Consider the following 20,108-nt stretch of genomic DNA (forward strand, 5'->3'; position numbering starts at 1 on the left):
GTTATTGTGTAATATAACTCTGTCAGTGAGTGTTCTACTTCACTATTAAGGTCTAATCGTTATATGAAAAAAAGAGCCATTTATCTTATTTTATTAATGCTAATACTAATTGCATTAGCCGTACTTTTCCGCGCGCATAATCAATATTTATTATTGCAAGGAGAAGTTGATGCACCAGAAGTGATTGTTGCCTCAAAAGCGAAAGGTCGCGTTATTGAGCGCCATATAGAGCGCGGTGATGATGTCAAAGCAGGGCAATTAATGATCACTTTAGAAAGCCCTGAACTCAACGCACAAGTTGCGGCTCTGGAAGCGGCCAAAGCACAAGCACAAGCACAATTAGATTTGTCGTTGCATGGCACAAGAGAAGAAAGTATTCGTAATTTAGAAGCGGTGTTATCCCAAGCTAAAGTAGAAGCAAGTAATGCTTCACGAGATTATCAGCGTATTAGTGCTGTCGCTAATCAAGGTTATGTCTCTGCAACAGAACTAGATAATGCACGCCGTAGCCGTGATGTTGCATCACAGCGAGTAAGAGCAGCACAAGCAGAATTGGATGAAGCCAAAAATGGTGATCGCATTGAATTACGTCATAAATACACAGCAGCAGTACAACAAGCAGAACAACAGCTTATTGAGCTGAAGATCCAACAAGACGATTTACAAGTCAAAGCCCCCGTTGAGGGTGAAGTTGGGCCTATTCCTGCGGAAATAGGTGAACTTTTTAATGCTAATAGTCCGCTTGCTACCCTTATTCGTATTCCTGATGCCTATTTTGTTTATAACCTTCGTGAAGATATCTTAGCGGATATTCGCAAAGGTGATCGTATTACTATCATGGTTCCTGCATTAGGCAATAAAGAAGTCGAAGCTGAAATTCGCTATATCGCCCCAATGGGGGATTACGCAACAAAAAGAGCCACAAGAGCAACGGGTGATTTCGATTTAAAAACGTTTGAAATTCGACTGTATCCTGTGACGCCTATTGAAGGGCTACGTCCTGGTATGAGTGCGTTATGGCGCTGGGATAAATAAGGGCGAATAATGAGAGTAAAAGCAGCTTGGCGTGGCTTTAGTAGCGCATTTTCACGAGAAACTCATATGGCAGTTCGTAGCCCCGTTTTTCACTGGCTAAGCTGGCTATTTCCATTGATGTTGTTCACGTTAATTAGTGCTAACTTTTCTGAAGGTACATTGCTGAATTTGCCAGTTTCAGTGATCAATAATGATAATAGTCCATTATCGAGAACGCTGATCCGCGACTTAAATGCGGGCTCTCATGCGCAATTAAATACACTAGACGGTAATCCTCGAACAGCAATGGAACGACTCGGTAGCGCAAAAGATTATGCGATACTCACGATACCACGCCATTTTGAAAGTAACGTATTAGCAGGAAAGCAACCGACAACACGAATGTATTATAACGGGTTGTATTATGCGGCAGGGAGTTATGCAATACAGGACTTTAGTGGATTAATTGCAGAGCTTAATGTGCAATACCGTACTGTATTAGCGCAAGAGATGAATAAACCCGTACCACCATTAGCAAAAGTGACACTCTCTTATGACAGCTTATTTAATGCCAGTGGTAGTTATATTTATTATCAGCAATTTGCTGCTACTATTCATATGCTTCAATTATTTGTCGTGACTTGTACTATTTATTCGTTGTCACGCGGTAATATGCTACTGAATATTAAGCCTTTTACGTTTGCACTTATTGGTAAGCTGACACCCTATACACTGTTTTTCTTAACCTTATTAATTGTTGAATTAGCAGCATTAGTGCATTTTTCAGGTGCTAAGGTAAATGGCAATCCGCTATATATGGTGTTGGTTGGGTTCTTCTATATTATTGCAGCTCAAAGTGTTGGACTGTTACTCTTTGCGTTTACCAATAGTGCGATCACTGCATACAGTATGATAGGTATGTTAGTGAGTATCGCTTTGGCATTTTCAGGCATGGCTGTACCTGAACTTTCAATGATCTTACCTGCTCAGATTATTTCTAATCTAGAGCCATTAACTCATGCCTTAAATGCGATGTTTGATATCTTCTTAAGAGAAGTATCACTACAAGGTATTTTATATGTTTGTTCACTCTTGCTGATTTATCCTTTTGCTATTGCCTTCTTAGTTCGCAAACGTATTTTTAAACGATTGGAATTACAGGTAGGTGTTGCATGATGCAAATGTATTTTCAAACTTTTAAGCGCGTTCTACTGGGGATGTTAGAAAAACCTATGTGGATGTTGTTAATTGTTTCGCTATGTGTGATGAGTTTAGTTTATGCCAAACCTGTTTTATGGGATCTGCCTGTTGCAGTGATTAATCAAGATCACAGTCCTGCAAGTTATTCACTTATTCGGGCATTAAACTCGACACCAAAATTAAGCATTAAAAATTATGATAATTTAGATGAAGCACGCCACGATATGATTATGCGTGAGCTCTTTGCCATCATTATTGTGCCAACTGATTTTGAGAAAAAATTACTGAATGGTAAAGATGTCACGGTTCCTGTCTTTGGTGATGCCACAAACCGTCTTGCCAGTGGACAAATTCAGCAGGAATTGATGTTGGCTTATCAACAGTTATTAGATTCTTACAATGGCCGTATTTTACAAAATGCCGGATTCAGTATTGAGCAATCGAAAATTCTGTTAAAGCCTATCCAAGGTGAAACCATTGCGATGTATAACCCAGGGGTAAGTTTTGCCGCAATTATTTTCCCTGGATTATTAGTGATGTTATTGCAACACTCCCTTTTAATTGCTTGCGTGCGTGTCAGTATTGCAGTGAGAAGTACGCCGAAAGGAAAGCCGCCGCTAGCTGTTTATTTAGGGGCCTTATCTGCACTTATTCCGATTTGGTTATTTTTGTCGGCTGTCTTCTTCGCATTATGGCCTTGGGTATTAGGGTATCGTCAAGAAGCTCCTCTTTACCAAGTCTGGATGTTGACATTTCCATTCTTATTGGCAGTTTTAGGATTAGGTAAATTAATTACAGAATGCTTGCGCAGCGTTGAGATGATTTACCTGACACTAGCTTTTGTGACGACGCCAGTGTTCTATATTTCTGGCACGATCTGGCCATTGCAAGCAATGCCGGATTGGGTGTTTGCTATTTCATCCGCATTACCTTCTACATGGGCTGTAAACGCCATGGCAGGGATAAATCAAATGGGGTTGTCATTCCAAAGTATATTGGGTGATATTGTGATGATGCTGGTTTTAGGCGTGATTTATACAGTGTTAGGTGTGCTGGTGGGTATGTTACGCAATGGGGAGTTAAGGCATATTACGCATCAGTTTAAACATTGGTTGCATCATCGCGGTGAGTCAAAATAAAAAGCCCATATGGGCTTTTTATTTAATCATATTATGATGTGCTAAAATATTTTTATTCCACTAACTCCAACCCGGCTAACTTACGCCAATAGCCATTACAGTCATGGTGATGAACTGTGGTCAGTGGTTGTTGGCCTTGTTCATTTTGGCGAAATTGTTGCAAGGTATCAAAAATAGCATCAGACTCAGGCGATAAGCGAATAATATCCACTAACCCTGCCATTGAGGTTTGATCGTTACCCAAGTTATAACAATAGCCACTTTGCGTTTGAATACCATTGAGCACAAACACTTGCTGATTTTCCTGTGATAATACCTCACGGCCTTGAGGGTATTTTTGACAGCAGGTTTCGCAATCATCTTTAGCGCGATTTTCAGAACGAGCTGTAAAACAACGTGCTGAATACGCTAAAGGAAGGTGGCCATAAGCCAGCACTTCAACTTCAAATTTATCTCTAATACCCAATATTTCACATTGGTTTAAAAGATTGCTTAGCCATTCACGAGAAAGCTCTACTGGCATACACCAACGCATCATGCCTTGTTTATGCAATAAACGCAGTGCGTAAGCGTTGTAGCAATTTAGTCCATGACCCGCAATGAAAGGTAGATGACGCTCGTAAAGCATATTGATAACGCCAAAATCATGGGCTTCAACTAAGAATTCGCCGTTATCAACTAACTTAGCAATTTCTTTTAATTCAGAAGGCGCTTGTAATAATGCTAAGGTAGAAAGAACCACTTGCTTACCACTTTTAGCGACTTCTTTTGCCAGATTTATCCAATCTTGAGGCTTAGTTTCTCGACGCTTACTGCAAACGGTTTCACCTAAATAGATAATATCCGCATCACATTGTTTTGCTTTTTCATAAAATGTTTCTAGCGTGGCTTTTGGCCAATAATAAAGTACAGAGCCTAATGCATATTTCATTTTCTTATCCTTATTATTGCCATTTACGGTGATAAGCACCCAACGTTGTTTGTGTTCCTTCTGAAATTTTTCCTAACGCATTCATCCAACGAGGATCTGTGCTAAAGCCTTGGGGATCTTTCTTACATTGATCAATCGCCGTTCGCCAAACTCTTGCGACTTCAGTGACATAAGCAGGACTACGCTGACGACCTTCAATTTTGACAGAGGCAATATTCATTGCCATTAATTCAGGTAGTAGTGAAAGGGTATTTAGGCTAGTGGGTTCTTCTAATGCATGATAACAATGGTCATCAACAAAATATCGCCCCTTACACAGTGTTGGATAGCCTGCATTTTCATCAGGCGCATAGCGGTCTATTAGCACATCATTAAGGCGAGATTCCATCCCTTGTGGTGTTTCTTGCCAGCGTACAAAACGCGCTGGAGAGCAAGCGCCTACCGTATTGGGTGATTCACCTGTTAAGTAGGAAGAAAGATAGCATCGACCTTCCGCCATAATACATAGGCTACCAAAGGCAAAAACTTCTAAAGGTACTGGGCTAGTTTGTGCTAATTGTTTAACTTGATGAATAGATAGAACACGAGGAAGAACAATACGTGCAACATCAAAATTGCGTCGATAAAACTCAATTGCTTGTGTATTAGTTGCTGAGGCCTGTACAGAAACATGGCGTTCAATATGAGGATAATGCTCAGCTGCATACTCTAGCATCGCGATATCTGCCAAAATAAGTGCGTCAGCCCCCAAAGATGCAGCCATATCAACGGCTTTTTGCCAGCGTTCAAATCCATTAGGGTGAGCAAAAGTGTTTATCGCAATATGCAATTTTCGCTGGTGGCGATGAACATAATTAACGGCTTCTTGTAACTTCTTTTCTGTAAAATTCAAACCTGCAAAATGTCTTGCATTCGTATCATCTTTTAAGCCGATATAAACGGCATCCGCACCATTATCTATGGCTGCTTTTAAGGCAGGTAAATTACCTGCAGGGCACAGCAATTCCATCTTCACTTCCCTTTAGAAATTAAGAATGATCGGAAATTGTAATAAACAAGATAAAAAAAGGTTTTGATTTAGGGCAGAGAAGTTTGTTTTTTACTTAAGTAAAATTAAAGAACTCAAAATGTGAGCAACGGATTAACGGAATATTGATATAGGATCGCAGAATATCTGTTTATCTCTGGCACAATAGCCCCTAAATTTATTTATAGGAGTCCGAAAGTGTTTAATAAAATTCGTACCCATTTGGTAAAAGAGGGGCCTCGTTTTTTACGTTACCCTTTACAAGTAACCCCATTCGCTTTGCAACGCGATATTTTAGAACAGTTTTTAAGTTGGCAGTTTCGTGAATCCCTTGCTGAAGGTGATTTACACTTTTTAGAAGATAAATGGCTAAAAGTTGAGATAAGAGACTTACATTTACAGTGGTTTATCAGTGTTCGTGATGATAAATTAGTGGTTAGTCGCTTAGAAAAAGAAGATGTCAGCTTTAGTGGTAATGCGAATGATCTTATTTTAATTGCAGCTCGCAAAGAAGATCCTGACACCTTATTTTTCCAACGTCGTCTACAAATTGAGGGTGATACAGAACTCGGGTTATATGTTAAGAACCTGATGGATGCAATTGAATTAGACTCAATGCCATCTGTGTTGCGTTTTGGTTTATTACAACTGGCTGAATTTGTAAAAAGTGGACTTCAAGAAGAAACTGAAGACAAAATACACAGCCATGAACTGAGCTCAACTTCATGCTAATACGTGTTGAAATTCCCGTTGATATTCCTGCTATTGATAGCCTTTTACGCCAAGTATTTCCGACAAGCGCTGAAGCTGATTTAGTTGGGCATTTACGTGAAGAAGGTCTATTAACATTAGGTATGGTGGCTATTAGCGATGAAGGCCAATTAGTTGGCTATATCGGTTTTACACCAGTTGATGTTGATGGAATAGATTGTCAGTGGGTTGGACTTGCGCCACTTGCTGTTGCACCAGAGCTCCAAAACCAAGGTATTGGACGCCAACTGATTAATGAAGGGCTAGATAGCCTAAATGAATTTGGGTATGGCGCAGTTGTAGTGTTGGGAGATCCAACATACTATCAAGCATCGGGTTTTATTCCTGCTAAATCTCAAGGCTTGCATTGCAAATGGCCTGATACAGAAGACACATTTCAGCTTTATGCGTTAGAGAATGGCAATGTTGAAGAGATCCACGGTTTAGTCAACTACTCACCTTTGTTTGACCAGTTTAGTTGATCCGCTTAACCAAATTTATTTATCCTGTATTAAATACAGTGCAATGTCTGAAGGCTGGTCTGTGATCAGCTTTTCTTTTTGTCTTTTTTTTAACTGCTTTAATTGGTATTCAAGCTGAGATGCTTGTTGCCTATCGCCTACCTGACAATGAAACTCTAATAATAAAGGCCCTTTTCCTTTTAATGCTTTCGCACCAGTTCCATTCTGATGCTGTTGAAAACGGCGCTCAACATTTGTTGTGATCCCGGTATAAAGAGAGCCAAGACGATTTCTAACAATATAGAGTGACCACATTGCGTCAGCCATTATTTTTTCCTTTTCGTGCTACTTTTTCTTTTGATAAATAATATTTCTTAGTTTTTAAAGTGAGTAATTTAAGGCATGTCAAAAATAAATCTATTAAGTATATCAATATGTTGTGAAATATTTGTGACAGTAAACTTTATGATTTAAAAAATAACATTCAAATTTTTTGAAAATGAACAGCAATTATTGCTAATTTTAAAGTTAAGCTAAAGTGCATAATATGATCCACATCACAGAGACACACTCCGCGATACCTCACAAAATTAGAATTAAATTGGAGTCTATTATGAAAAAATCTACATTAATCGCTGCAACATTAGCTTTAAGTGCTATTTCATTCGGTTCAATCGCATCTGATAGCATATCAAAAAGTCCTTCTGTTAATGGTGAGTATATCACAATCACTGGTAGTGATACTTTAGATGGTTTAACAGCTAAAATTGCTCAAATCGCAAAAGATGAAGGTGCAAAAGGCTTTAAAGTTGTTGGCGCGACAGGTGAAGATTACCTCACTGTAAATGCTGAAATTTATCGTTAATTTTAACTATTTTCGATAAATAACTTGTAATAAGAGACACGCGGTAAGACGCTCGTTTTGATGATATAATTATCATCTAAACAGCGTCTCTTTTTGTTTCTATGCAGGTATGTTATGTCTTCCTTGAACTCTCTCAAAATAATTAAACAATATATATGTGATAACCATGTGTTTACCTTATGTACAACGAGTTCAGTCGGTGATATTTGGTGTGCTAATTGTTTTTATTGGTTTGATGAAAGTCAGATGAGACTTATTTTTCTTTCTGAAAAGAAAACACGCCATGCTAGAATGATGCAAGAAAACTTATTAGTTGCTGGAAGTATTAGTACCCAAGAAATTGCTGTATCTGATTTACAAGGTATTCAATTCACTGGGTCTGTTTCTTTACTCACAGGTAAGGACGACATCAACGCAAGAAAACATTATTGTTTACGTTTTCCTGTCGCATTAGCTGCTATCCATGTGCCTTTATGGGAGCTACAGTTGCAAGAAATTAAGATGGTCAATAATCGGCTGGGCTTCGGAACGAAGCTTTATTGGCAACGTAATTAAGCTTCTTATTTTCAGAATTTCTTATTATTCCCAAAAATAATGATTTTTTCGTTCCCATCCTTTTAAAGACATACATGAGGTATAGAAAGTGTGTCTGTCATCTTGATTAATGTCTTCAACATAACTTTCAGTCATTGGAACGCGCTCAGTGTAGGTTTTATTATCACCACAGTGGTATTTATCTTCTTTACGACACTTTTTTTCTACATCATGGTAAACAGTACGTTGTAGTACTTCTTTGCGAATAGGATAGCGGGTATTCGCATCAAATTCACAAAGCATCTTCGCTTCCTGTAGTGTGTAATCTGATGCCCCTCTGGGTTCCCAAGTACTACTACAGCCAGAAAGTAAAATTATTGAAAATAAAGGAAAAAATGTGAATTTCATATCAGACATTATCACAAAAAAGAATAGTTAATTGAGTTAATAATAAAACAAAACTAATCACTTTGACTATATTTTTTGAAAATGATTCACATTTAATAACGGAGGTGATCAAATGAGAATGATGAAAGAAAAAAAGCCCATTATAAAAATGGGCTCTTAGGTGTTACTCAAACGATGAAAGGTTTTTCTCTATCTCAGCATCTATTTCTTTATGCTGGAGATGTTTAGCGCCGAGTTTCTTTTTCAATTCGGCGCCTAGCTTCACGAGTTGTTCTCGATTTGCTTTAGATTGCTTTTTACCCCATTTTTTTAAATGGTAGTTCAGTTCATGATCTTCAGAAAAGCTTACATATTTATTATCACTTAAAGGCATACATCCTCCAGTTAATTTAATGTGTATTACTTCAATTTATGGATCACCTGATTACTACTACCACGCCACAGTAATGCGGGATCATAAAGTTCTTGTACGAACTTCCCATCAATCAGCACGTTAATATAGTTAACGACTTCTTGCTGTTCTGGGGTTAAATCGGCCAGTAAATAGCCCGTCCAAACCCAAATATCTTTTTCGGGGCATTGCGTTTTAACACGTTTTACCAATTTTAATATAGCAGAAAGATTTTGTGGGTGTAGGGGATCGCCACCTGAAAGTGATAATCCTTGTCGTTTAATACGGCTGTCTTGAAGATCAGTAATGATCTGATCTTCCATTTCTTGTGTAAACGGCTTGCCGGACGTTAGTGACCACGTTGATTTGTTATAACAGCCTCGGCATTGGTGTATGCACCCTGAAACAAACAGGGTGCAACGTGTACCTGGGCCATTTACAACATCAACAGGGTAATATTGATGGTAATTCACACTCTTAACCTAACTGGCCATTTGCCAGATGTTTTACTCGACGTTTAACTTCTTCTTGTTTACCTGCATTAAATGGGCGTGAATCTGGGCTACCTAAATATCCGCATACACGACGAATAACGGAAACTCTTGCTGGGTTGTGATTACCGCAACGTGGGCAAGTAAAACCTTTACTGGTACAAGAGAATTCACCGGTATAGCCACAGTCATAACATTCGTCAATTGGGGTGTTTGTTCCGTAATAAGGAACTCGGGTATAGCTGTAATCCCACACATCTTCTAGCGCTTTAAGGTTATGTTGTAAGTTTGGATATTCGCCATAGCAGATAAAACCGCCACTCGCGAGCGGTGGATAAGGTGCTTCAAAATCCAGTTTGTCGTATGGATTCACTTTCTTTTCAACATCTAAATGGAAGCTATTGGTATAATAACCTTTATCCGTCACACCGGGTAAAATACCAAATTCAGCCGCATCTAAACGACAGAAACGATCACATAAGTTTTCGCTTGGTGTGCTGTAAAGGCTAAAGCCATAACCTGTCTCAGCTTTCCATTGGTCTGTTGCTTCGCGTAGACGATTGATGATCGCCACCGCTTTTTCTCTTAAGGTTTCATCGTCAAAAACGTGTTTTTGAGTACCAAATAGGGCATTAATGGTTTCATGAACACCGATATAACCTAATGAGATTGATGCTCTGCCATTTTTAAAGATTTCAGACACGTTATCGTCTGCTTTTAAGCGCACACCACAAGCACCTTCCATATAAAGGATCGGGGCAACACGCGCTTTAACATTTTCTAAACGTGCGATACGTGTCATCAGTGCTTTTTTCGCTAATTCAAGGCGGTCATCCAGCAGTGACCAGAAGGTGGCTTCATCACCTTGAGCTTCGATAGCAATACGCGGTAAGTTAAGGCTGATAACGCCGAGATTATTACGACCTTCGTGGATCATTTCGCCATTTTCTTCATAAACACCTAAGAAGCTACGGCAACCCATTGGGGTTTTAAATGATCCCGTTACTTTAACGACTTGATCGTAATTCAATATATCGGGATACATGCGTTTACTTGCACATTCCAATGCAAGTTGTTTAATATCGTAATTAGGATCACCAAACTTATGGTTTAAACCATCTTTAATAGCAAAAACAAGTTTAGGGAAAACCGCTGTTTTACGATTTTTACCTAAACCAGCCATACGATTTTCAAGAATAGCGCGTTGAATTAACCGTGCTTCTTTTGACGTACCAAGGCCAAAGCCGAAAGTGACAAAGGGGGTTTGTCCATTAGCCGTATGCAGTGTATTGACTTCATACTCTAAAGATTGGAATGCGTCATAACACTCTTTTTCAGTGCGTGCATTGGCATAGGCTTCTTTATCTGCGATTTGCCACTCTTGTGCAACTTTGTAGTGTTTGTCGTAGCTTGCTTTAACAAAAGGAGCTAAGACTTCATCAATACGATTTATTGTTGTACCACCATAAATATGGCTTGCTACTTGTGCGATAATTTGTGCAGTAACCGCAGTTGCGGTTGAAATAGATTTAGGGGGTTCTATTTCGGCATTTCCCATTTTAAACCCGTTATTTAACATGCCATTAAGATCAATAAGCATACAGTTAAACATAGGGAAAAACGGGGAGTAATCGAGATCATGATAATGAATTTCACCACGCTCATGAGCGAGTACCACATCTCTTGGCAGGATATGCAATTTTGCGTAATGTTTAGCCACAATACCCGCAAGTAAATCACGCTGAGTAGGGATAACTTTACTGTCTTTATTCGCATTTTCATGAAGAATAGAGACATCACTTTGTTCGATAAGACCTCGGATTTCCTGAGTTAATCTTCCGCGTTGCTCACGGGCAACATCTCGGTCGTGACGGTATTCAATGTAGGCTCTGGCGACATCTTTATATTCGCCAGCCATCAGCTGATTTTCTACGGCGTCTTGGATCTCACGGATATCGACATTCGAACGTCCTGCGAGAGATTGTGAAACGGATTGCGCGACAGAATCGCAATAATCATCATCAGTGATCTCACAAGCTACGGCTGCTCTTTTGATAGCATCGCTGATGCGGGTTTGGTCAAAAGAGACTTTACATCCGTCTCGTTTTATCACTATGGTTTTCACAATCTTGCTCCTTAACTATTTATCCACAGGCTCAAATCCCATAAAAACAGGTGATGGCACAGTATTCAGGCTTATTGTGGATAAGATGTGTATAATTACTATATATTGTAGGTCGATATGTATTAAAGCACAATATGTAGTAATTGGAAGAGAAATAATCTTCATTAAAACTGATCTACATCAAGGTATTTTTGCTACATCAGGCATCAAGAGGGATGAGCAGAATTGTAAATCTGTGCCAAAAACAGAAGTGATAAATTATTCATCAAAAAGTGAGAACATAAAAAAAGCAAAGTGCTCATAAAGAGACCTTTGCTTTTTTATGACTGACTATTGAGACCAAATTAACGGATAGCGATAACTTCGATTTCTACTTTTGCATCTTTTGGTAAACGTGCAACTTCAACGCAAGAACGAGCAGGGAATGCCGCGTTATGCTCTTTGAAGAAAGCTTCATAAGCAGCATTAATAGTACCAAAATCATTTAAATCTTTTACGAAAACAGTGGTTTTGATGATATTAGCAACCGTTAAACCTGCTTTTTCAATAATTGCTTTTACGTTTTCTAAAGATTGGCGAGCTTGTTCTGCTGCATTATCAGAAACAAATTCACCTGTAGCCGGATCAACAGGTAGTTGACCTGAAGTGATCACTAAATTACCTAAATCAACGCCTTGTACATAAGGGCCGATTGCTGCAGGGGCTTTATCGGTATTAATTTCGTAAGACATGTAGAACTCCTGTTTTTATAAGATTAACGCTAACGCTTGATTAGCACGGCGCTATTATAGCCAGCGCTTGAGGTTAGCAACATGACAGATATCAGGCTTTATCATAAAGTCTGTAAGTATAAAAAGAAAATAATCGTAAAGTTCTCTTTTGTTTTTACATGGTTTTTAATCCATGAAAATGACCAATTTGTAGCAAATTTTTTTATAAAAAAAGATTATGAGCTATTAGTCTTTTTTAGAGAGAGGATATTATGTGTATCGAGAGGGAATTATTCTATTCTTATCAAAAAACTATCTGCTCTTTCGAGCAGATAGTTAAAAGAATTAGCGAATAACTGCGTGGCGTTCGAATTCTTTTTCACAGTATTTGCAGGTTAATACAACATCCGAGGCCAGTTTTTTGACTCGGAAACTACTTTGCACTGGCTCGTTATGGCTAATACAGTTGCTATTAGGACAAGGCACTACATCTTCAAGTAATTCTGGTAAACTTAATGCCATCTTATTAACCACTTGATAATTATCGATAATATTGACTGTGGCTTGTGGCGCATACATTGCTAAACGGTTTGCTTGCTCTGAGGTTAAAAAGACATTTTCGATTTTAATTAAGTCTTTTTTACCTAAGTTTTCAGAAGGTAAATTAAAACCTACAGTTATTCTTTCATCAGTTTCAGTTAAACGGAATAGTGAAAGAATTTTAAAGCCCACCTGCGCTGGAATATGATCAATAACAGTCCCACGTTTGATAGCTTCAACTTTTAGTTTGTGATCATGTGTCATGGTGTGCTCCTTATTAAAGAACTAAGTTTTTATTTAGAACTAAGGCAAGTAATGCCTGACGTGCGTAGATACCGTTGCCTGCTTGTTGGAAATAATAAGCGTAAGGTGTTTTATCTACATCTGTCGTGATTTCATCGATACGTGGCAGTGGGTGTAGGATCTTGAGGTTATCTTTCACATTGACTAAATCAGCGCTAGTTAAAACAAATTGTGCTTTAACATTGGCATATTCAGAAGGATCTAAACGTTCTTTTTGTACGCGCGTCATATAAAGAATATCCAGCTCTGGCATGACTTCATCTACTGTTTCATGTTGGCTATATTCAACACCATTTTCTTCAAGTAAATGGAGGATATGTTCTGGCATAGCAAGCACTTTCGGGGCGATAAAATAGAGATGATTGCCTTTAAATTTTGCCAATGCTTGTGCTAATGAATGTACGGTTCGGCCATATTTTAAGTCACCTACCATTGCGATATTGAGATTATCTAAACGGCCTTGTGTCTCTTGAATGGTAAACATATCCAGTAGAGTCTGTGTTGGATGTTGATTTGCACCATCACCCGCATTGAGGACAGGAATATCACCAGCAAATTCAGATGCTAATCTCGCCGCACCTTCTTGAGGATGGCGAATCACAATGGCGTCAGCATAAGTGCGAAGAACGGAAATGGTATCCGCCAATGTTTCACCTTTTTTACCTAATGATGTGTTGCTTCCATCAGAAAAACCGACAACAGACGCGCCAAGGCGGTGAATAGCTGTCTCAAATGATAAGCGAGTACGTGTTGATGCTTCAAAAAAGCAACTCGCAATCACTTTGTCTTTTAACAATTCGTTGTTAGGTTGCTGTTTTAGTTTATTAGCAACGCGAAGAACAGCTTCCAAATCTTCCCTGTCCAGATCATTGATGGAGATAATATGCTTTTGGTAGAGCGGATTAGTCATTAGAGTTCTCCTTTGGCGATGAATTGTGCGGTAGGTGGTTTTTTATAGGCCAAAAAAAACCCCTCAATAAGAGGGGTTTTAAAAAATTGGGCTATTGGAAAAAAGAGAATACGCTTGCGACCCATTAAGGTGCTTGTTTTTGTTACAAATTGGAATAGGCGCTGTTTCATCTTTCCTCCTGACAAATTGTGGCGCATTATACGCATCCTAGCGTTGCACGCAAGCGTTTGCTTTTACTTTTTACAAAAAAAAAATTTTTTAATTTAAAATCAATAAGCTTGGAATAAAACGAAGAAAACACCTATTTTTTCATAAATAAAAAATAGGTGTTTTGCATGATTATGTATTTCAGAACGAATTGGCAAGGGTCGCTACCATCACGGCTTTTATGGTGTGAAGACGATTCTCTGCTTCATCAAACACAATACTGTGTTTTGATTCGAACACCTCATCAGTGACTTCAAAACCACCATATAGATTAAACTCTTTAGCTAATGCTTTACCCATTGTGGTCTCTTCATCATGAAAAGCGGGTAAACAGTGAAGGAATTTGACGTCTGGGTTTCCGGTTAATTTTATAACATCCATATTGACCTGATAAGGCTTAAGTAAAGCGATACGCTCTTTCCAAACCTCTTTTGGTTCGCCCATAGAAACCCAAACATCAGTATAAAGAAAATCAGCATTTGTAACGCCTTCTGCTACATTTTCAGTTAGCGTGATGTTTCCGCCATTTTTCTTAGCAATCTCTTGGCATTGAGCAACTAAACCTGATTCAGGCCAACATGCTTTAGGCGCAACTAAACGTAAATCCATCCCTGTTAATGCTGCTGCTTCCAACATAGTATTTCCCATGTTATTGCGAGCATCACCAAGGTAAGCAAATATGGTTTCTGATAACGACTTAGTTTGATGTTCTGTGATAGTCAGTAAGTCTGCTAACAATTGGGTTGGGTGAAATTCATTGGTTAAGCCATTCCAAACAGGTACACCTGAATATTGTGCAAGTGCATCTACCGTTTTTTGTCCATAACCCCGATACTGAATACCATCATACATACGGCCTAATACGCGTGCAGTATCTTTTATTGATTCTTTATGTCCAATTTGGCTTCCACCCCCTAAATAAGTCACTCTGGCGCCTTGATCAAAAGCCGCAACTTCAAAGGCACAACGGGTACGTGTTGAGTCTTTTTCGAAAATAAGCGCGATATTTTTTCCTGCAAGATATTGAGTTTCTTCACCTGATTTTTTGGCTTTTTTTAATTGTGCTGACAATGTAAGTAGTTGTTGAATTTCAGCAGGTGAAAAATCCAGTAAACGTAAGAATGATTTTTGATAAAAAGGGTTCATAGAGTGAGATCCTGTGATTGAATTTATATTCAATTTATATTAATAAATATTCATCATCAACCCCTAAAGGAAAACTTTTAATTTAGACAGTCTGCGATAAGCGCATCATATTAGGTATGGAGTGTTGATTCGCCCTGTGGGAGAATAAACAAGATACCTTTTCAGACTATTGCGGAGCATGATTATGGCGGACAGCAAAGAATTAGCAGAACAACGTGAAGAAACACGTCTTATTATTGAAGAATTACTGGAAGATGGTAGTGATCCTGATGCACTGTATGCTATCGAGCACCACATCTCTTGTGAAAACTTCGAAACACTAGAAAAAGCTGCAGTTGAAGTATTTAAATTAGGTTATGAAGTGACTGAACCTGAAGAAATCGAAGTAGAATCAGGTGAAATTTTAGTTTGCTTTGATGCTGTGAGTGAAAGTGGTTTAAATGCTGAGCTTATTGATGCTCAAGTTGAACAGTTAATGAATTTAGCTGAAAAAATGGGTGTTTATTACGATGGTTGGGGAACTTACTTTGAAGATCCTGACGCTGAGTATGATGATGAAGACGGTGAAGACGAAGACGACGAAGAGTCTGATAAGTCATCACGCTTACATTAATTTTTGCTAAATGTTGTCCCTTTGTGCCTGATTTATCAGTGCAAAATAATAGCACCAGCCACAAAATTATTGCTTTGTGACTGGTGTTATTGGTTTTAAGGGGAGAGCCATTAATCCATTACACCAAATTTACCATTGTCATAATCATCAAAAGCTTGTTGTAACTCTTCTTGGGTGTTCATTACAAAAGGCCCTTGCCCTGCAATTGGCTCATTAATTGGCTCACCGGTGAGAATTAAAACAATGGTGTCACCCATTGATTCTAATGTCAGTGTATCACCATGATTATCTAGCATTACCATGTCATGTTGACGTGCAATTTCACTGTCATTGATATGTACAGCACCTTTCACCACAAACAGCATTGCATTATGACCTTCAGGAATACTGTAGTGTGAAACCCCCGCGCGATTTAAACGTAGATCCCACACATTAAGTGGTGAGTAGGTCATTGCGATGCCTTGGGTATTAGCATAATTACCAGCAATCACTCGGACATAGCCTTGATCATTAGGTAATTCAACATGAGGGATATCCTCTGCTTTCAGCGCCTGATAACGAGGCTGTGTCATTTTGTACGCTGTCGGCAGATTCACCCAAAGTTGCACCATCTCCAATACACCACCTTCTTTGGTCATTTTTTCAGAGTGATACTCTTTATGCAAAATGCCAGAAGCAGCAGTCATCCATTGAACATCACCTGCGGTAATGGTTCCTGCGTGACCTTTAGAGTCATGATGAGAAACCTCACCTTGATAGGCGATTGTTACGGTTTCAAATCCACGATGAGGATGCGCTCCTACACCACGGGCATTGGTAACAGGTTTAAACAGTGTTGGCTCGGCATAATCCATCAGCAGAAACGGGCTATGTTTCTCACCATTTTCCTGATAGGAAAATAAGGTGCTGACTGGAAAGCCATTACCTACCCAGTGTGAATTTGGCGCCGAATAAATATGATTAATCTGTCTGATTGTCATGATTGTTCTCCGAGTTAAGGAAAGAAACCGCAATAACCAAGACACAGAAGGAGGTAATACAGATTATTGCGATTTCTTAATGAGGCTGATCATAAAGTGTTCGCGTGATGAACAAAATAGGGGGAATTTGTTGATGGTATTCAAAAAAAATGAATGAATTTCTAAAAAGAAGATAAATAGGGATATTGATTGAATGTGTAATTTGGCGACTACGCGGTTAAATATTTTTTCATCTTTATTTATCGAATCTTGGTAGAGTTTTATAGCTTGGCTGATATCGTATTTTGTACTAAAACCATATTAGTACAGTAAACCTAGTGAATTCATTGTAGTTAGATCCCCTCTATTTTTGATGGCTTCTTGATAATATATTCTCGCTTTATCATATTTTTCTAACTCACTGTACAATATTTTCAGTTGAGTAAATGAAAAATAGTCTTTAACCTAATTAATAAGTTATATAACTTTTAGTTAGTTCTATATTTTTTTAGTATGTATGTTAAATTTTTAGATAATTATGAGGGTTATGTTTTTTATTATCTCTGTAAATTTTATATATTTCATATATGGAAATTTTTTCTTTAAGAATATATTTAATTTGATTATTTGAATATAAAAATATAAAGTTAGATAAATATAGAAATAACGTGATGATAATAATCATATTGTTTAATATTATATAAACGTATCTAAAAATGGACTTTATTAATGGCTAATTTAATTTACCTTACATTAGAAGGTCAGCAACAAGGCCTGATTTCTCGTGGTTGTGGAACATTAGATTCAATAGGAAATCGTTATCAATTAGGGAAAGAAAATGCAATATTTGTTACAGAACTAAATTTTTCAGTATCTAGAACTCAAAATCTAGCTCATCAACCAATAGAGTTTACCAAACTGATTGATAAATCTTCCCCTCTGTTACTTGTTGCGGTTTCAAATAATGAAATTCTTAGTTTAGTTTTTGATTATTATCGTACCGCACAAAATGGTGGAATTGAAAAATATTTCACAGTGAAATTAAATGAAGCATCTATTATTGATTATTCACATCAATGTCCAAATAATATTTTACGCAATGATATCGATCCTGAAGAGCAATTAACTGTTAGATATCGTGATATTACCACCTCGCAAATCATGGCTGGTACTTCTGGGTATAGTATATCAGATGAGAATGTATTCTAATTTTTATATTTATTAATTAAATGGCGTACCTCAGAAATAAAAGCATCATCACTAGCTACACTACTTGGGCTTGCAGCTAAAGTAATTAAAGGTCCTAATTCCGTTTCAACAAAATAATAGGCCATAGTGATCTTGCTTTTATTCATTACGTCGTAAACCATTTTATTTTTATTTTCAAGTCTTCTTGCTGCTTCCGACATTTTTTCAATCGTACCGTAACTGTACATTAATGTTGCAACTAAAGTTGTCCTTTTGATAATTTGGGTTGGTCTAAAAGGTTTAAAAAAGGATGGGTAATTTGTAATAATACCTGCAACCATTTGAGTGATTATAGCGGATACAATAAATTTTCGAATTTTAGAATCAGCCATAATGTCGACACCAACATCTGTTGCAAAATTTCTAACTGATGAATTAACCTGTTCTTCAATATCAAAATTATCACGGAAATTGATTGGGTTGTTCATATTAGAAATAGTGGTTGCTACTTTAACATAATCGGATAGTTTTTGTTTTCTAGATGGAGATATGTTATTGATTATTGTATCAATAATAATATTGACAACTTCCGTAATATTTTCATAAGGTTTATAAACAAACCGCAGTAGATAAATGGCTTCAATATTTTCTTGTATGATCCGAGGTTTTCTAGATAGCCGAGATTTAAGAACATAATTCATACCCTCAAGAGCTGGTGGGAGTATACCCAATTCAATGAATGTATCTATTGTTCTGTTTACCCCTTTTGTAGAAGTAATACCAAAATCTTCAATATATTTTACCCAAGGATTATTTAGAGCTACTTCAACAGAAGGAGCACTTCCTTCACATTTATAATAAATAAATTCATCCAATCCACTGGGCGAGCATCCCTTTGAGCGACTTTGATTTGCACTAGAAGAGTCTTCATATTGCCAAGTTTTTTGGGCAAGATTATGTGCACTTTTCAGTTCTCGACCTATTTTTTTGTAAATAATAAGTCGCTTTTCCATTGCCTCATTAGCATTTAATATTTCACCATCTTTACAGTAAAACCACTCTAAATCACCACACTGCATATAAATCTCCTTTTTATTTATTCATAGTTAAACTATAAATAAACCCATCTAGATGAATAGACATCTGGAATTATTTACCGTAGCAACTAATATGTTAAAGTTAATTTTTATGGTTATATTAATTTTTGTTATTATTTATAAAGTGTTTATTTAAGAAATTAATTCGTAACTGAATATCGGTATAACCTAATTGATAGGCTCTTGTATATAATTCGATGGCTTTTTCATAATTTTGAGGTACTCCAAGGCCTTCTTCATACATCAGCCCCAAATTAATCAACCCACCAATTCCATCTTTATTTGCTGCATCTTGATATAGTTTGACAGATTGACTAATATCACGTTTTACACCAAAACCATGTTGATATAGTAATCCCATTGAATTCATTGCGGCGGGATCACCTTTCTTGATCGCTTCTTGATAATATATTATCGCTTCATCATATTTTTCTAATTCACTGTACAATATTCCCAAGCGAGTAAATGCAAAATAATTACCTGCTTGAATTGATGCGTTATACCATTTTTTGGCTAATTCTATATTTTGTTCAACCCCATTACCATGACGATATAGATCGCCTAAACTCATCATAGCACTACTGGAGTGATCTTTTTTAATTGCTATCTCAAACATCTCTTTTGCTTTTTTATAATTATTATTATATTTGTATAGTATGCCTAGATTATAATTAGCAGATGATGAGCCGAGTTCTATTGCTCTCTGGTAAAGTAATATAGCCTCTTGTTCTTTATTATGATTTTGTTTAAGCATTGCCAGTTGATTAAATCCATCAGCATCATTTTTATCTGCTAAGAGTTGATAAATTTGTTCTGCTTTCTCTACATTTTTTTCAACTCCTGTACCCGTTTCATAGAAACGTCCGAGTACTAATAATGCTTTATTATCTCCCTGCGTTGCTAATATCTCACATGCGGAAAAGTTTTTTTCTTCGGGAATGCATTTAGCTTGGGGGAATGAATAAGCTAATATAGGAATAGATAAAAATAATGTGACGATAATAATCTTGTAGTTTAATGTCATATAAAATTACCTGAAATAGATTTTATTAATGGTTAATTTAATCTATCTTCCATTAAAATGGAAACACTAAGCTCT

24 protein-coding genes are annotated in these 20,108 nt (G+C 37.4%); 9 read left to right on the forward strand and 15 right to left on the reverse strand.

Features of this window, described 5'->3' with window-relative positions; genetic code table 11:
* Nucleotides 1-63: 63 nt before the first annotated feature.
* Genes GWJ05_RS01015 through GWJ05_RS01025 form a run of 3 tightly spaced genes read left to right on the forward strand, consistent with a single transcriptional unit; the run spans nucleotide 64 to nucleotide 3,353 of the window.
* Complete coding sequence (locus GWJ05_RS01015) at nucleotides 64-1,035, forward strand: HlyD family secretion protein (protein ID WP_036939314.1); 972 nt, start codon at nucleotides 64-66, stop codon at nucleotides 1,033-1,035.
* A gap of 9 nt (nucleotides 1,036-1,044) precedes the next feature.
* Nucleotides 1,045-2,190, forward strand: a complete 1,146-nt coding sequence (locus GWJ05_RS01020; RefSeq protein ID WP_161680894.1) for an ABC transporter permease — start codon at nucleotides 1,045-1,047, stop codon at nucleotides 2,188-2,190.
* A complete protein-coding gene (locus GWJ05_RS01025; protein WP_087803764.1) occupies nucleotides 2,190-3,353 on the forward strand; it encodes an ABC transporter permease in 1,164 nt (387 codons plus the stop codon). The genes GWJ05_RS01020 and GWJ05_RS01025 overlap by 1 nt, the downstream gene beginning before the upstream one ends.
* Before the next feature lie 52 nt (nucleotides 3,354-3,405).
* Here GWJ05_RS01025 and GWJ05_RS01030 read toward each other — a convergent pair whose 3' ends face one another.
* A complete protein-coding gene (locus GWJ05_RS01030) occupies nucleotides 3,406-4,284 on the reverse strand; it encodes a U32 family peptidase (RefSeq protein ID WP_036939307.1) in 879 nt (292 codons plus the stop codon).
* A 13-nt stretch (nucleotides 4,285-4,297) separates the two neighbouring features.
* Nucleotides 4,298-5,293 carry a ubiquinone anaerobic biosynthesis protein UbiU gene (gene ubiU, locus GWJ05_RS01035; protein WP_036939304.1) on the reverse strand — a complete coding sequence of 332 codons (996 nt, stop codon included), beginning with the start codon at nucleotides 5,291-5,293 and terminating at the stop codon, nucleotides 4,298-4,300.
* Between the two features lie 216 nt (nucleotides 5,294-5,509).
* Here ubiU and ubiT point away from each other — a divergent pair, with 216 nt between their 5' ends.
* Nucleotides 5,510-6,043: a ubiquinone anaerobic biosynthesis accessory factor UbiT gene (gene ubiT / locus GWJ05_RS01040; RefSeq protein ID WP_036939302.1), complete on the forward strand. Its 534-nt coding sequence runs from the start codon at nucleotides 5,510-5,512 to the stop codon at nucleotides 6,041-6,043.
* A complete protein-coding gene (locus GWJ05_RS01045) occupies nucleotides 6,037-6,543 on the forward strand; it encodes a GNAT family N-acetyltransferase (protein WP_161680896.1) in 507 nt (168 codons plus the stop codon). The genes ubiT and GWJ05_RS01045 overlap by 7 nt, the downstream gene beginning before the upstream one ends.
* Nucleotides 6,544-6,558: 15 nt before the next feature.
* Here GWJ05_RS01045 and GWJ05_RS01050 read toward each other — a convergent pair whose 3' ends face one another.
* Nucleotides 6,559-6,849 (reverse strand): GIY-YIG nuclease family protein, encoded by a 291-nt coding sequence (locus tag GWJ05_RS01050; RefSeq protein ID WP_036939295.1) that lies wholly within the window; start codon nucleotides 6,847-6,849, stop codon nucleotides 6,559-6,561.
* A gap of 286 nt (nucleotides 6,850-7,135) precedes the next feature.
* Between GWJ05_RS01050 and GWJ05_RS01055 the strand changes: the two genes are divergently transcribed.
* Both GWJ05_RS01055 and GWJ05_RS01060 read left to right on the forward strand, forming a co-directional pair.
* A complete protein-coding gene (locus GWJ05_RS01055) occupies nucleotides 7,136-7,387 on the forward strand; it encodes a YdgH/BhsA/McbA-like domain containing protein (protein WP_036939292.1) in 252 nt (83 codons plus the stop codon).
* 114 nt (nucleotides 7,388-7,501) lie between these two features.
* The gene (locus tag GWJ05_RS01060) at nucleotides 7,502-7,942 is read left to right on the forward strand and encodes a YhbP family protein (RefSeq protein ID WP_036939289.1); all 441 of its coding nucleotides are present in this window, start codon (nucleotides 7,502-7,504) and stop codon (nucleotides 7,940-7,942) included.
* A gap of 24 nt (nucleotides 7,943-7,966) precedes the next feature.
* On the opposite strand, the gene GWJ05_RS01065 is transcribed toward GWJ05_RS01060, so the two are convergent.
* The 9 genes from GWJ05_RS01065 to argF form a co-directional block, all read right to left on the reverse strand.
* Complete coding sequence (locus GWJ05_RS01065; RefSeq protein WP_036939824.1) at nucleotides 7,967-8,329, reverse strand: hypothetical protein; 363 nt, start codon at nucleotides 8,327-8,329, stop codon at nucleotides 7,967-7,969.
* Nucleotides 8,330-8,492: 163 nt separating this feature from the next.
* A complete protein-coding gene (locus GWJ05_RS01070) occupies nucleotides 8,493-8,702 on the reverse strand; it encodes a hypothetical protein (protein ID WP_087803763.1) in 210 nt (69 codons plus the stop codon).
* A gap of 26 nt (nucleotides 8,703-8,728) precedes the next feature.
* Nucleotides 8,729-9,193, reverse strand: coding sequence for an anaerobic ribonucleoside-triphosphate reductase-activating protein (gene nrdG / locus GWJ05_RS01075; RefSeq protein WP_036939283.1), 465 nt, complete (start codon nucleotides 9,191-9,193; stop codon nucleotides 8,729-8,731).
* Nucleotides 9,194-9,197: 4 nt separating this feature from the next.
* Nucleotides 9,198-11,336: an anaerobic ribonucleoside-triphosphate reductase gene (gene nrdD, locus GWJ05_RS01080; protein WP_087803762.1), complete on the reverse strand. Its 2,139-nt coding sequence runs from the start codon at nucleotides 11,334-11,336 to the stop codon at nucleotides 9,198-9,200.
* 344 nt (nucleotides 11,337-11,680) lie between these two features.
* Nucleotides 11,681-12,067: a RidA family protein gene (locus GWJ05_RS01085; RefSeq protein WP_006535650.1), complete on the reverse strand. Its 387-nt coding sequence runs from the start codon at nucleotides 12,065-12,067 to the stop codon at nucleotides 11,681-11,683.
* Nucleotides 12,068-12,391: 324 nt separating this feature from the next.
* Nucleotides 12,392-12,850 carry an aspartate carbamoyltransferase regulatory subunit gene (gene pyrI / locus GWJ05_RS01090; protein ID WP_036939271.1) on the reverse strand — a complete coding sequence of 153 codons (459 nt, stop codon included), beginning with the start codon at nucleotides 12,848-12,850 and terminating at the stop codon, nucleotides 12,392-12,394.
* Nucleotides 12,851-12,863: 13 nt separating this feature from the next.
* Nucleotides 12,864-13,799: an aspartate carbamoyltransferase gene (gene pyrB / locus GWJ05_RS01095; protein WP_036939268.1), complete on the reverse strand. Its 936-nt coding sequence runs from the start codon at nucleotides 13,797-13,799 to the stop codon at nucleotides 12,864-12,866.
* Nucleotides 13,799-13,969: a hypothetical protein gene (locus GWJ05_RS18380; protein ID WP_163827130.1), complete on the reverse strand. Its 171-nt coding sequence runs from the start codon at nucleotides 13,967-13,969 to the stop codon at nucleotides 13,799-13,801. Before GWJ05_RS18380 ends, pyrB begins: the two co-directional genes overlap by 1 nt.
* 178 nt (nucleotides 13,970-14,147) lie before the next feature.
* Nucleotides 14,148-15,152: an ornithine carbamoyltransferase gene (argF, locus tag GWJ05_RS01100; RefSeq protein WP_036939266.1), complete on the reverse strand. Its 1,005-nt coding sequence runs from the start codon at nucleotides 15,150-15,152 to the stop codon at nucleotides 14,148-14,150.
* 184 nt (nucleotides 15,153-15,336) lie between these two features.
* Between argF and rraB the strand changes: the two genes are divergently transcribed.
* Nucleotides 15,337-15,765 (forward strand): ribonuclease E inhibitor RraB, encoded by a 429-nt coding sequence (gene rraB, locus GWJ05_RS01105; protein WP_036939263.1) that lies wholly within the window; start codon nucleotides 15,337-15,339, stop codon nucleotides 15,763-15,765.
* A gap of 110 nt (nucleotides 15,766-15,875) precedes the next feature.
* Here rraB and GWJ05_RS01110 read toward each other — a convergent pair whose 3' ends face one another.
* Nucleotides 15,876-16,745: a pirin family protein gene (locus GWJ05_RS01110; RefSeq protein ID WP_103005230.1), complete on the reverse strand. Its 870-nt coding sequence runs from the start codon at nucleotides 16,743-16,745 to the stop codon at nucleotides 15,876-15,878.
* 708 nt (nucleotides 16,746-17,453) lie between these two features.
* Here GWJ05_RS01110 and GWJ05_RS01115 point away from each other — a divergent pair.
* Complete coding sequence (locus GWJ05_RS01115; protein ID WP_036939258.1) at nucleotides 17,454-17,933, forward strand: Hcp family type VI secretion system effector; 480 nt, start codon at nucleotides 17,454-17,456, stop codon at nucleotides 17,931-17,933.
* Here the strand turns inward: GWJ05_RS01115 and GWJ05_RS01120 are convergent.
* Together GWJ05_RS01120 and GWJ05_RS01125 are read right to left on the reverse strand one after the other, a co-directional pair.
* Nucleotides 17,930-18,991: a hypothetical protein gene (locus GWJ05_RS01120; RefSeq protein ID WP_036939255.1), complete on the reverse strand. Its 1,062-nt coding sequence runs from the start codon at nucleotides 18,989-18,991 to the stop codon at nucleotides 17,930-17,932. The two genes, GWJ05_RS01115 and GWJ05_RS01120, sit on opposite strands and share 4 nt — an antisense overlap.
* Nucleotides 18,992-19,109: 118 nt before the next feature.
* Nucleotides 19,110-20,033: an SEL1-like repeat protein gene (locus GWJ05_RS01125; RefSeq protein ID WP_036939252.1), complete on the reverse strand. Its 924-nt coding sequence runs from the start codon at nucleotides 20,031-20,033 to the stop codon at nucleotides 19,110-19,112.
* Nucleotides 20,034-20,108 lie beyond the last annotated feature (75 nt).

The sequence above is a fragment of the Proteus sp. G2626 genome, assembly GCF_009915985.1.
GTDB classification, from domain to species: Bacteria; Pseudomonadota; Gammaproteobacteria; order Enterobacterales; family Enterobacteriaceae; genus Proteus; species Proteus vulgaris.